Below are 13,050 nucleotides of genomic sequence, written 5' to 3' on the forward strand. Positions count from 1 at the left end.
TGGTAGAGATAAGGTTCCGTTATATTTTGAGTTATATTTGCATCCAATTTTGTTGGAAGAAGACTGCTATGAAGAACATCCGCAATTTTTGTATCATCGCTCATATCGACCACGGGAAGAGTACTCTGGCAGACAGACTGCTGGATGCTACCGGCTCTGTAACAGCCAGGGAGCAGCAAGCCCAGTTGCTGGACAATATGGATTTGGAGCGTGAGCGTGGGATCACTATTAAAAGTCACGCTGTACAAATGGACTATGAGTATGAGGGCGAACAATATATCCTGAATCTTATCGATACTCCAGGTCATGTAGATTTCTCTTACGAAGTGTCTCGTTCCATCGCGGCTTGTGAGGGTGCGTTACTCGTTGTGGATGCTGCACAAAGCATACAGGCACAAACTATTTCAAACTTATACCTCGCTCTGGAGAATGATCTTGAGATCATCCCTGTACTTAATAAAGTGGATCTGCCATCGGCTAACCCTGAAGAAGTGACAGATGATATCGTAGACCTTTTAGGCTGCAGCGCGGAAGAGGTTATTCCTGCTTCGGCCAAAACCGGAATTGGTATCACCGAAATCCTTAAAGCGATAATCGACAGGATCCCTGCGCCCAAGGGGAATGCCAACGAGTCTTTGCAAGCTTTAATTTTCGATTCGGTTTATAACCCGTTTCGTGGAGTTGAGACCTATTTTCGAGTACTTAATGGCGAGATCAGGAAAGGACAGCAGATAAAGTTTATGGCAACCGGCAAAAACTATTTTGCCGATGAGGTGGGTACACTAAAATTAAAACAAATACCTAAGCAGGTGATCAAGACCGGAGATGTAGGTTATCTTATTACTGGCATTAAAGATGCCCGTGAAGTAAAGGTTGGAGATACTATTACCGATGCTAAGACCCCTACCACCAATATGATCGAAGGCTTCGAAGATGTAAAGCCTATGGTATTTGCCGGTATTTACCCGGTAGATACAGAAGATTATGAGGAACTGAGAACTTCCATGGAAAAGCTACAGCTAAACGATGCTTCTCTGGTTTTTCAGCCTGAAAGTTCGGCTGCACTTGGCTTTGGGTTTCGATGTGGATTCCTGGGGATGTTACACCTCGAGATCATCCAGGAACGCCTTGAACGTGAATTCGATATGACGGTGATCACCACCGTGCCTAACGTATCTTACCAGGCATATACAAATAAAAACCCGGATGAACCTATCTTGGTTAATAATCCTTCAGACCTGCCCGAGCCTTCTACCCTAAACCGGGTTGAAGAACCTTATATCAAAGCGAGCATTATTACAAAGTCCGATTTTGTTGGGCCAGTGATGTCTCTGTGTATTGAGAAAAGAGGACAGATCACCAATCAAACTTATTTAACTCCCGAGCGGGTAGAGCTTAATTTCGATATGCCGCTGGCGGAGATCGTTTTCGATTTCTACGACCGATTAAAAACCGTGTCCAAAGGTTATGCATCTTTCGATTATTCACCTATTGGGCTTAGGGCTTCCAAGCTTGTGAAGGTAGATGTGCTATTAAACGGAAATACCGTCGATGCGCTTTCAGCTCTTTTACACCAGGACAATGCCTACGATATAGGGAAGAAGATGTGCGAAAAATTAAGACAATTGATCCCTCGCCAACAGTTCGATATTCCAATCCAGGCCGCTATTGGTGCGAAGATAATCGCCCGAGAGACAGTAAAAGCACTGCGTAAGGATGTTACTGCCAAATGTTATGGGGGTGACATATCGAGGAAACGTAAACTGCTCGAAAAGCAAAAGAAAGGTAAAAAACGTATGCGTGCTGTAGGAAATGTGGAGATCCCACAGGAAGCATTTATGGCTGTTCTGAAGCTCAATGACTAATTGATTCTAAACAATTTATGCTGAAATCCGAAACGGTCCCCGCTTCGGATTTTTTTGTACCTTTTTAGGTATGAAACTATGGGTGCTTATTGCTATATCCTTGTTGCTCTCAGGGGCTTCTACAGCGCAAAATCCTTACCCCGAAATTGACTCTCTTCTAAATCGGGCAGAAGAAACCTATCAGGTTAATCTCGATACTGCACTGGTCTATGTTAATAAGGCATATCAATTGGCTCTTGTCTCTAAGGACACAAACACCATAGCCAAAACGAGTGTCGCGAAAAGTTTTTACCACTTTACAAGAGATGAACCCGAAGAGGTTGAAAAAGTGCTCAAATTTATTTTCGAAAATGAGGAAAAAGTGCCTTTGTCGAACCTGGGCCAGGCCTATAATCATATGGGGGGTATTTATTATCGGCATAAAGGGATGGAGGACGCGTTGCGGATGTATTTCAAAGCCGTGGATATTCAGGAAAAGGCGGCTAATACAGCCGGCCTGGCACGCACTTATCTAAACCTGGGGATGATTTATCGAAAATTAGGGAAAGACGAACTGGCCGAGTATTTCTTTGAAAAATCTTCCCAAAATGCTTCGCATAACAAAAATGCCACAATTCACGATCTTTCAGATTCAGAGGGGTTAACAGGCGCAAGGAAGCAATTAGAGATGACCACTAAAGCCCTGACGAAAATTGAAGACAAGGATAATTCGGTTTTGGCGGCAGTTATGTACAGTGACCGATGTAATATCCATCTCGATCTGGGAAATTACACAGAAGCCATCGCCGATGGGGAAAAGGCACTTGCTATAATGGATCGGGTAAATTTCGGCACCAATTATCAACTCACACATTATTACATAGGAACAGCTTGTGTGAGATCGGGGCGGTTTGAAAAGGCAAAATATCATTTAAACAAGGCCATCGAATCTACCAACATTCTCAAGTTTAAAGCTCAGTTCTACGAACAGCTGATCGAAGCCAACGAGAGAAGCGGTGATTATCCGGCTGCATTTCGTGCATCGACACAATTCAGTAAGATCAAGGACTCCATCAACACCATTCAGGAAAATGACAGGATCGCAGCCATTACAGCACAATTTGAGACCGAAAAACAGGCACAGGAGATCGAGATTCTGGAAGGAGATAACAAATTAAAAGCAGCTCAATTAAAGAATCAAAGAAGTATACTGTTCGCCACTATAGGCGGAGTAGCCTTGCTACTTACCCTCTTGTTCTTTGCCTATAAAAACCACAAGATCAAGCAAAATTTACAGTTCTCCGAATTAACCCAAAAATTACTGTTAATGCAGCTAAATCCGCACTTTCTTTTTAATGCACTCAATGGGATACAATACTTTATTAAGAAGAATGATACCAAAAAATCCACCCGATATATTACCAATTTCAGCGGTTTGATGCGAAATATCCTGGAGAATTCGGTAGAGAAGTTCATTTCGATAAAAGAAGACCACGACACCATAAGTGATTTTTTAGCGCTTCAGCAATTGGTTCATAACAATTCCTTCGAATATCAGGTAGAGATCGATGAGAATCTGGATGCATCAAATACAGCTATCCCGCCCATGTTCACGCAGCCCTTTGTTGAAAATGCGATCATTCATGGGGTTTCAGGGGTTTCAGAAGGGAAGATAATAGTAAATTATCGTATAGAAAATGATCGAATTCGCGTTGATATTATCGACAACGGAAAAGGAATCCATTCAGAAAAGAAAAATGCAAACAGCCTGCATAAATCTATGGGTACTTCTATAACTAAACAGCGAATGGAAAACTTACTCAAAGCAGAAAAATACCCTGTTGAATTGGAAATAACTTCTCAACATGATGGGAAAGACGGGCAGGGAACAAAAATAATACTAACTTTTCCGTTGAAATATCTTTAGTATGTCGCAACGATGCCTGTTAATTGAAGACGACCATTTCATGGCCGAAATGATCACCGATACACTCCGGGAGCATTTTCCTGATCTGGAATTAGTACCGGTTGCCAATACCCTTTCGCTGGCTAAAGAACATATCACAACACACAGCCCGGACCTTGTAATCTCCGATATAAATTTACAGGATGAGGTTGTCTTTACCCTCTTTCAGCAATATGATTCTATTCCCTTTAAGATCATCTTTATTACTTCTCACAGCAAATATGCGGTTCAGGCCTTTAAATTCAGTGCGCTGGATTTCCTTGAGAAACCTTTCGAAGACGAAGCCCTGGTTCAGGCGGTACAAAAAGCGATAGAACACATCAATATGGATCAATACAATCAACAGTTAAAGACTTTCTTCCATAATTTCAACCCGGGAGAAAAGAAGAAAAAACTAGTGTTAAAAACCCTTGAATCCATTCACATTGTAGAGATCTCGGATATACTATTTGTAAAATCCGACAATAATTATTCTGAATTTCATATCGCCGACGGCCGAAAGATCCTGGTGTCTAAGTCACTAAAAGTATACGATGACCATTTACAAGGGTTTTCGTTTTTCCGAAGTCACCAATCCTATCTCGTGAATCTCGATTATGCTAAAACGTTTCATAAGCAGGACAGTACCCTTGAGCTTGTAACGGGAGAGCATATCGCTGTTTCGGGAGCTAAAGTAAATGCTCTGCTTCATAATTTAAGTGAGCTTTCCTAATTCTCACTCATCCCACTCAAATTCTAATTACATCGCCCATAATCTAAATTTACCTGTATAAATATCTTTCCATTTCTCACATTTGGATAGTAATCCATAAAACAGAAATTATGAAAGTCAGGATCCTCTTAATATTAATCGCCTTGACACTTGTAACCGGCGCCGATGTGTATGCTCAAAAAAAGAATCCACGTGTAGCGAGTGGTAAGAATTTATATAATACACTTGCTACTATGCTCAGGCAAGCAAAAGAAACTCCTTCCAAGAATTTACAATGTGACCCCGCTAAGCTTTTGGCCTCCATTCCCAGAAAAAAATTGTTTCCTACTAAAGAAGCATTGATAAAGGAAATTGGAAAGATCGTAGACGATTCTCTAAGGCTAAAAACATCTCTTTTTGAAATAACCAACCAATTGGCTCTTGAATATTTATCCGAGACCAAGACCAAAACCGAGTTTATAAACAAGCTAGGTAAAGACTATAATAAATTTTACATTGATGAAGCCGAATTTAATCGATTCTATTATACGGTTCGCCGTGCTCAAAAATCCGGTTTTAAAATTTTTGAAACGTCTTTTAAACATGGAGAATGTACCGTTACAGCTAAAACCATAATTAAACCCACCAAATTTACATGGGACACCAAAAAACTCTCTATTACTCAAGTGGAGTGGGATCTGAAAACAGAAGTCGCTATATCCTGTCCCTGTACTACTAATAACAAACACAAGGTAAAAAAGGCGGAATATGTATATACCGCAAGCTGTTCGGGTCCGATGATATTCAATACCACTGATTATAATTATCTCAATTCTAAAGAAAAATATAGAACTGTCGTTCATTTCGGACTTCGTTTTGGAAAGATCAAAAATCCTAAACTCGCCCTGGTATATATCGATTGTTGTAAAAAATTGGAAGACCCAGTTAAAAAAGGAAGTTTTACTGCTCCGGACGAAGACATAAATGATAACAATAATTTCATCGATACCGGCCTGGGAATTGGATTTGGATCTGAAACCGATACCCAAGGGGTGATTTACGGAGGATATTTGTTCGATATAGGAGATGTTGGGGGAAATCCCTTATTCGTAGGACCTAAAGCTTCGGTGACTACCACGGCAATTAATGGGGATGATATAAAAGAAACAAAGGTACTTATTGGGCCTACGGCCGAATACCAAATACCCGTGGGGGGAGGAAACACCCGGGTGATAACCGGAATAAATACGGGTTATCTCTTCGGAAATATAGACGCCTTTGGCTTCAAGCAAAACCTATCAGGGTTTGCGGCTAATGCCTATCTAGGTGCACAAGTCCAGCTTGGATCGGCTATCGCGTTAGGTGTACAAGTGAACTTCGTGGAATTCAGCAATATCACTATTAAATCTAAGGACGGAGAATTTAAAAATACCTCTAGTGACACATCATTTCTCACCGACAGAGGAGCGATTAGTGTTGGTGTGCGCATTGGTCTTGATAAAAAATAAGGCTAAGTAGGATGTGTTATTTAATGGAAACCTCGGGGCGCTGTCCCGGGGTTTAGTTTATCCTCCGCAGTTAGCGCCATCGGCCCGCAGATCCTGTAGGTAGATGTCGTAAGGTGTGCCAGTATTCTCACCGTTTACCGAGGCATTGCCATCACTTTCCCGGCATAAGGTAAAATCGAGAGTTTGCGGAGCACTACAACTAACACAACTAACCGAATCATCACTTTTGCAGCTAAAAAGGGATGCTACAAGGACCGCGCAAATATAAACGGAGGGGTAATATTTCATTCTGGATCGATTTCTACAACCTACAACGAGACAGGCCAGTCTTTATTACTATAGATTATTTTCTTTTCAAGTACTCTTGTCCGGTCGCTTCGCTTCTCCTTCGGGATCCAGGGGTTTGCCAAGATATACCAACTGGCAGCCTTCGCTAATTTCCATATTCTCCGGATCTGTAATAAGGTCTATATGATTCTTTTCGTTTTTCAGAAATAAGGCTACAACATTATCTTTCTCTTCTACGTGTGCCAGGAGTTTTAAAAATTGCGCCTTGGATTGAACCGGAAATTCCTGGATAGAGGGGTATTCGGAAACCACCTCGCTAAGTTTTACATAATCATGGGTTAAGGAGAACCACTCATTACGATGTACATCTTTGGCAATATCATTTTTCATTTCGTCACCACTCATAAGCCTGAACGAACCATTTTCACCCAAGGTATCTCTATATTTTATTATAGCTTGTTTGTTAATCTCGGAGTTGCCAGTCATGGCGAGTAGATAACCTACATCGTTCAATTCGATATTATCTGTGAGATCGCCTGTATAAATGCTGCCATTTATCGCCTCTAGTCCCAATTCTCTGGCCCGCTCTATGTTACTGGCGTTTGTGTCAACCAACACGACATGTCTGTTATTCTTGGCTAGATAATTTCCTATAAGCCTGGAGACTTTCGAGGCGCCTATAATAATTATTCCTTCTGAAGATTTTAGAAATACCCCTACTATTGAGGCAAAAACTCTCGCCGTGGCTGCGTTTAATAAAACCGTTACCAGCACAACAGCGAATACCAGAGGGGTTATATATTCGGCGCCGGGGATGCCCTGTTCCACTAATTTAGTGCCAAATAAAGATGCGATACCCGCAGCAACAATACCTCGTGGGCCCACCCAACTGATGAACAATTTTTCGTTGGTCTTGAGGGAACTGCCCGTGGTGCTTAGAAATACCGCCATTGGCCTTAAAACAAAAATAATTACCGCTAGTAGAATAGCCGTTTCCCAGTTGTATACCAGCAAAAGATCGTCTAGGCTGATATTAGCGGCTAACAGGATGAACAGGATGGATATGAGCAATACACTTAGAGACTCTTTAAAGTACAGTAATTCCTTCAGACTTGGAAGATCGCTGTTCCCAAGGAACATCCCCATTACCACAACGGCAAGTAATCCAGATTCGTGAGCAAAGACATCACTTTCAACAAAGATTAGTAAAACCACGGACAGGGAAACCACATTCAGTAAATAATGAGGGATAAATTTCTTTTTAATGGAATAATACAAAGCATATCCGCCTGAAATTCCGAAGGAAAACCCGATAAGAATAATCTTCCCAAATTCTATTAACGCTTGTTTCGTATATCCCGCGTCTCCCCCAACGCTAATAAATTCGAAAACCAATACCGCAACCAAAGCGCCGATGGGGTCTATAAGTATTCCTTCCCATTTAAGAACGGCCGACACATCTTTTTTCAAGGGGATATTCCTTAAAATAGGGGTTATTACAGTTGGTCCTGTCACGATAATAAGAGCAGAGAACAGGAAGGCGATACGCCAGTCCAGGCCAAAGATATAGTGAGCCGCAACCCCACCGCCAATAAAGGTAACAGCCGAGCCGAGGCTTATAAGCTTCCCGATAACCGGGCCAATTTTTGCAACCTCACCACGACGAAGGGTAAGCCCCCCTTCAAAAAGAATGATCCCAATTGCGAGTGAGACGAAATAAAACAAGTTCTGGTCTGGAAAAAAGCCGGACTTCCCATCGTAGATAGGTTGTATCCACTGTGAGCCATCCTCCGAAATAAGAGTTGATACTGGTCCAACAAACAGGCCAATCAAAATAAGAGGAAGAATGGCGGGAATTTTGAATTTCCAAGCAACCCACTGGGCTAAAATTCCCAATACAATAATACCAGCGAGTTCGAGCATAGAAAATTATTTTGTGTGAAAATAGTAATAAACAAGGTAGTCTGAAAATAAAATATTCCCGATCGTCTCAACTTGCATCCTTAAGTAGATCCTATTTAAATATCTTAAAAACGGTTTCTTCCTGCTTTTACTAATCTAACTATTCTTAAAACATCATGTCTTCAACTTTAAAGGATTTGGATGGTATTTTCTAGAACTCGCATCGAATAACGCGGGCGTTCCTTGTTACATTTAGGAAAAGAATGGTTGGCTGGAATAAATGAGAGAAATGCGATATCCATTTTCGGTAAACGCCTGAAGGACATGATTATCACTTAGTTCATTTCTTAATTATAACTTAAGAATTACTAACAATCCGTGTACTTTTATTATTTTGCGGCTCCAATGAAATTATACCCCATAGAGACAGGAAATTTTAAACTTGATGGCGGCGCCATGTTTGGTGTCGTGCCCAAGTCGTTATGGTCTCGAACTAATCCTGCCGATGCTAACAACATGATCGAGATGGCAGCGCGATGTCTACTTATAGAGCACGGTGACAGGCTTACGCTAATAGACACTGGGATGGGGAATAAGCAAAGCGATAAATTTTATAGTTATTACTACAGGTGGGGAGATTTTTCTCTCGAAAATTCCTTGAAAAAGTACGGATTTCATACAGATGATGTTACCGATGTTTTTATGACTCATCTACATTTCGATCACTGTGGCGGAAGTGTACAATGGAACAAGGACCGAACAGGTTATGAACCTGCCTTTAAAAATGCAACCTTCTGGAGTAATGCAAGACATTGGGATTGGGCCGTGAATCCAAACAGGCGTGAGAGAGCTTCTTTCCTTAAGGAAAATATAATCCCCATGCAGGAAAGCGGACAACTGAAATTCGTTTCAGATCCGAGTGGAGATTTCTCCGAGGCTGAAGAAATGGATTTCGGCATTTTCTTTGCAGATGGACATACAGAGAAACAAATGTTGCCCCAGATTTCTTATAAAGGCAAAACCATTGTTTTTGTTGCCGACCTTTTACCCACCGCGGGGCATTTGCCAATCCCATACGTAATGGGTTATGATACGCGGCCGCTGCTTACGCTTCCGGAAAAGGAAAAATTCCTGAATGCCGCGGCAGACAATAATTATTATTTATTCTTAGAGCACGATGCTCATAATGAAATTATTACTGTGAAACATACGGATAAAGGTGTCCGTCTGGACGAATCCTTTACCTTTGACGAATTATTTAATTAAATATTTAAGATGAAATTGACAAGAATTTTACTGGTAGGGTTGCTTTCTGCCACCCTATTGACTAGCTGTGGAAACACCGTAGCGCCAATTGTATCCACCCCCATTGAAAATATAGATACCTTACCCCTGAAAACAGCGCCTCTTACCGAGGAGCAATATAAATCCTGGGTTGCTGCCGACTTACTTTCAGACACTATTCCTGGAATGAGTGTTGAGAAAGCCTACGCAGAACTCCTGAAAGGTCGTAAAGGCCAGAAGGTAATCGTTGGGGTTATTGATAGTGGTGTCGATATAGAGCACGAGGACCTTAAAAACGTGATCTGGGTGAACAAGGATGAGATCCCCGGAAACGGAAAAGACGATGATAAGAACGGGTTTGTGGACGATGTTCACGGTTGGAATTTTCTCGGTGACATCGTGGGTGAGAACATGGAATATGTTCGATATCTCAAGAAACTAGGGCCAAAATTTGAAGGAAAAACAGAAAGTTCTGTGAGTGCAGCAGATCGTGAAGATTTCGCTATCTACCAAAAAGCGAAAGCCGAATACGAAAAAGAATATCAGGAAGTTCTGGCCAACAAAAACCGCTACGAACAAATTCTTGCACAATTGAAGCCCGCCCATCAGGCAATGGCTAAAAAATTAGGGAAGGAAGATTACACTCAGAAAGATCTTACCGGAATTAGTAACCCTACTCCGGCCGAACAACAACAAATTGGAATGCTCTCCCAAATGCTTAATTACGGTGATACTGTTCCCGATGTAATTAAGGAACTCAACGGAGGGGTTGAGTATTTTTCCGGTAGGCTGAACACACATTTCAACATGGATAAGGATTTTCGTGCCGTGTTGAATAACGACCCGGACGACTTCTCAACCAAATATTACGGAAATAACGATGTTGACGGGCCAGATCCTAAAGAAGAAGATGCGAAACACGGAACTCATGTTGCAGGAATCATTGCCGCACAACGTAATAATGGAATTGGAATGAATGGTGTGGCGTCTAATGCCGAGATCATGGTGATACGCACAATTCCCGATGGAGACGAATATGATAAAGACGTAGCGCTTGCTATTAGATATGCTGTAGACAACGGGGCGAAAGTGATCAACACAAGTTTTGGAAAATACTTTTCGCCACATCCGGAATGGGTGCGCGAGGCTATTAAGTACGCCGCTGCCAAAGATGTGTTGATAGTTAATGCAGCCGGAAATGAAGGATTAGATCTGGATACTATAGAAGTGTATCCAAACGATCAGTCACTTACAGGTCCTGAAATTGCAAATAATGTACTTACCGTAGGCGCACTAAACTATAAATACGGAAGTGAAATGATCGCAAGTTTTTCCAACTATGGCAAAATGAACGTTGATGTTTTTGCTCCCGGTGTAAAGATCTGGTCTACTACCCCCCTAAACACCTACGAGTATTTGCAGGGAACTTCAATGGCCGCTCCGGCGGTGGCAGGTGTTGCCGCAACAATCCGTTCGTATTATCCAGACCTTAGTGCAGCTCAGGTAAAACAAATAATCATGGATAGCGGTCTTACGTCAAAAAGTCCGGTGATCCTGGCAGGTGACGCGTCCAATCAGGATAACTTCGGAAATGTCTCTAAATCCGGAAAGATGGTAAACTTGTATAATGCCCTTATCCTGGCAGATAAAATGTCACGAAAATGAAGCAATTCTTATTAATTGTATTCCTGTTATCGATCAATATTTCAATAACAGGGCAAAATAATACGGCCTATTGGCAACAGCACGTGGACTATTCCATGGAGATCGATGTAAACGTAGAAACCTATCAATACAAGGGAAAGCAAACTGCGGTTTACACCAATAACTCGCCCGACACTCTTAATCGGATATTTTATCATCTTCATTTTAATGCCTTCCAACCCGGAAGTGAAATGGACGTAAGATCCAGAACAATTGCCGATCCGGATTCGAGAGTTGGTGATAGAATCTCAAGTCTTAGTCCTTCCGAAATTGGTTATTTAAGACCTACAAAACTAACCCAGGATGGTTCGCCATTAACATATAAGGTGGTAGGCACAGTTTTGGAAGTAAGGCTAGATAAACCAATTCAGCCCGGGGAAAGCACAACGTTTTATATGGAATGGGATGCCCAGGTGCCGGTTCAGATAAGGAGAAGTGGAAGAAATAATAGGGATGGGGTTGCTTTTTCCATGACGCAGTGGTATCCTAAAATTGCCGAATATGACTTCGAAGGCTGGCATGCAGATCCCTATATAGGGCGAGAGTTTCACGGCGTTTGGGGGAATTTTGATGTAAAGATCACTATCGATGCCGATTATACCATTGGTGGAACCGGCTATCTTCAAAATGCTGAGGAAGTAGGTCATGGTTACGGCCCAAAAGGTTTAAAGCCAATGAAGCCCAAAAATGGTAAATATACCTGGCATTTTTTCGCGCCAAACGTACACGATTTCACATGGGCCGCAGATGATGAGTACATTCATGATACGCTGGATGGGCCTAACGGAGTGACGCTCCACTTTTTATATAAGAATGATCCCGCAGTGGTTGAAAACTGGAAAAAGATCCAGCCGAAAACCGCAGAATTAATGGAGTATTTTAACGAAAATATTGGACCATATCCTTACAAACAATATTCCGTGATTCAAGGGGGTGATGGGGGAATGGAATATGGAATGTGTACATTGATCACAGGAGGTGCGCGCTACGGAAGTTTGTTTGGTACAACGTCTCACGAATTGGCTCATAGCTGGTTTCAATTTGTTCTGGCAACTAATGAAAGTAAACACGAATGGATGGATGAAGGGTTTACGTCCTACATTTCGGCAAGGGCCAAAGCCGCGGTAAACGATGAAGAAAAAGAAAACCTCTGGGGAGGATCATACCGTGGATACAGGTTTCTGGCTACCAGCGGAACAGAGCAACCTATGTCTACCCACGCAGATCGATATGCGACAAATCGTTCTTACTCCATTGCGGCCTATAGTAAAGGGGCAGTTTTTCTGGCTCAGTTAGGCTACGTGATCGGGGAAGAGAATTTAAATAAAACCTTAAAACGATATTTTAAGGAATGGGCGTTCAAGCACCCCACTCCTAACGATTTTATCAGGGTTGCCGAAAAGGTTTCAGGATTCGAGCTGGATTGGTACCTCACAGACTGGGCGCAAACTACCAATACGATCGATTATGCGGTGACGAATATCGCCCAGAATAAAGATGAGACGGTTGTGTCCCTCGAGCGAATTGGCCTAATGCCAATGCCAATTGATCTGTTCGTGACTTTTGCAGACGGAAGCTCGGCCTATTATTATATCCCACTACAAATGGCCAGGGCGGAGAAAGAAAACCCATATCCAAACGTAAAACGCGTAGTTGCCGAGGACTGGGCTTGGGCCTACCCCACATACGACTTATCAATCCCCGGCGGGAAAAAAGTTACATCGGTTCAGATCGATCCAAGTGGGTTGATGGCCGATATTGATTTGGAAAACAACAGTATGGTTGTAGACTAATTTTTTCTGAAAAATCCCAGAGAACGACCCGCTTCCATTAGAGGCGGGTTTTTTTATGCTTTGCAGGATA

The 13,050-nt window shown here is 42.1% G+C and carries 9 protein-coding genes; 7 read left to right on the top strand and 2 right to left on the bottom strand.

The window, feature by feature from the left end:
• The first annotated feature begins 68 nt into the window (after positions 1-68).
• The 4 genes from lepA (at position 69) to C5O00_RS05125 (ending at position 6,009) form a co-directional block, all read left to right on the top strand.
• Positions 69-1,865 carry a translation elongation factor 4 gene (lepA, locus tag C5O00_RS05110; protein ID WP_105215520.1) on the top strand — a complete coding sequence of 599 codons (1,797 nt, stop codon included), beginning with the start codon at positions 69-71 and terminating at the stop codon, positions 1,863-1,865.
• A 70-nt stretch (positions 1,866-1,935) separates the two neighbouring features.
• Positions 1,936-3,771, top strand: coding sequence for a tetratricopeptide repeat-containing sensor histidine kinase (locus C5O00_RS05115; RefSeq protein WP_105215522.1), 1,836 nt, complete (start codon positions 1,936-1,938; stop codon positions 3,769-3,771).
• 1 nt (position 3,772) lies between these two features.
• Positions 3,773-4,522 carry a LytR/AlgR family response regulator transcription factor gene (locus C5O00_RS05120; RefSeq protein ID WP_105215524.1) on the top strand — a complete coding sequence of 250 codons (750 nt, stop codon included), beginning with the start codon at positions 3,773-3,775 and terminating at the stop codon, positions 4,520-4,522.
• 110 nt (positions 4,523-4,632) lie between these two features.
• Positions 4,633-6,009 (top strand): hypothetical protein, encoded by a 1,377-nt coding sequence (locus C5O00_RS05125; RefSeq protein ID WP_105215526.1) that lies wholly within the window; start codon positions 4,633-4,635, stop codon positions 6,007-6,009.
• A gap of 57 nt (positions 6,010-6,066) precedes the next feature.
• Here the strand turns inward: C5O00_RS05125 and C5O00_RS14465 are convergent, their stop codons facing one another.
• Together C5O00_RS14465 and C5O00_RS05130 are read right to left on the bottom strand one after the other, a co-directional pair.
• Positions 6,067-6,297: a hypothetical protein gene (locus tag C5O00_RS14465; protein WP_158676780.1), complete on the bottom strand. Its 231-nt coding sequence runs from the start codon at positions 6,295-6,297 to the stop codon at positions 6,067-6,069.
• A gap of 66 nt (positions 6,298-6,363) precedes the next feature.
• A complete protein-coding gene (locus C5O00_RS05130) occupies positions 6,364-8,220 on the bottom strand; it encodes a cation:proton antiporter (RefSeq protein WP_105215528.1) in 1,857 nt (618 codons plus the stop codon).
• Between the two features lie 384 nt (positions 8,221-8,604).
• On the opposite strand from C5O00_RS05130, the gene C5O00_RS05135 reads away from it, so the two are divergent.
• The 3 genes from C5O00_RS05135 to C5O00_RS05145 are packed head-to-tail and all read left to right on the top strand — an operon-like array spanning position 8,605 to position 12,980.
• The gene (locus C5O00_RS05135; RefSeq protein ID WP_105215530.1) at positions 8,605-9,465 is read left to right on the top strand and encodes an MBL fold metallo-hydrolase; all 861 of its coding nucleotides are present in this window, start codon (positions 8,605-8,607) and stop codon (positions 9,463-9,465) included.
• A 9-nt stretch (positions 9,466-9,474) separates the two neighbouring features.
• A complete protein-coding gene (locus C5O00_RS05140) occupies positions 9,475-11,148 on the top strand; it encodes a S8 family peptidase (RefSeq protein WP_105215532.1) in 1,674 nt (557 codons plus the stop codon).
• Entirely contained in the window at positions 11,145-12,980 is a 1,836-nt protein-coding gene (locus tag C5O00_RS05145; RefSeq protein WP_105215534.1) for a M1 family metallopeptidase, read from the top strand. The genes C5O00_RS05140 and C5O00_RS05145 overlap by 4 nt, the downstream gene beginning before the upstream one ends.
• Positions 12,981-13,050 lie beyond the last annotated feature (70 nt).

This window comes from Pukyongia salina, assembly GCF_002966125.1.
Classification (GTDB): Bacteria; Bacteroidota; Bacteroidia; order Flavobacteriales; family Flavobacteriaceae; genus Pukyongia; species Pukyongia salina.

What these genes read in the sequence shown, in the direction of transcription:
- C5O00_RS14465 (WP_158676780.1), bottom strand. Translation starts at nt 6,297, where the DNA reads ATGAAATATTACCCCTCCGTTTATATTTGCGCGGTCCTTGTAGCATCC.
- C5O00_RS05125 (WP_105215526.1), top strand. Translation starts at nt 4,633, where the DNA reads ATGAAAGTCAGGATCCTCTTAATATTAATCGCCTTGACACTTGTAACC.
- C5O00_RS05140 (WP_105215532.1), top strand. Translation starts at nt 9,475, where the DNA reads ATGAAATTGACAAGAATTTTACTGGTAGGGTTGCTTTCTGCCACCCTA.
- C5O00_RS05135 (WP_105215530.1), top strand. Translation starts at nt 8,605, where the DNA reads ATGAAATTATACCCCATAGAGACAGGAAATTTTAAACTTGATGGCGGC.
- lepA (WP_105215520.1), top strand. Translation starts at nt 69, where the DNA reads ATGAAGAACATCCGCAATTTTTGTATCATCGCTCATATCGACCACGGG.
- C5O00_RS05120 (WP_105215524.1), top strand. Translation starts at nt 3,773, where the DNA reads ATGTCGCAACGATGCCTGTTAATTGAAGACGACCATTTCATGGCCGAA.
- C5O00_RS05115 (WP_105215522.1), top strand. Translation starts at nt 1,936, where the DNA reads ATGAAACTATGGGTGCTTATTGCTATATCCTTGTTGCTCTCAGGGGCT.
- C5O00_RS05130 (WP_105215528.1), bottom strand. Translation starts at nt 8,220, where the DNA reads ATGCTCGAACTCGCTGGTATTATTGTATTGGGAATTTTAGCCCAGTGG.
- C5O00_RS05145 (WP_105215534.1), top strand. Translation starts at nt 11,145, where the DNA reads ATGAAGCAATTCTTATTAATTGTATTCCTGTTATCGATCAATATTTCA.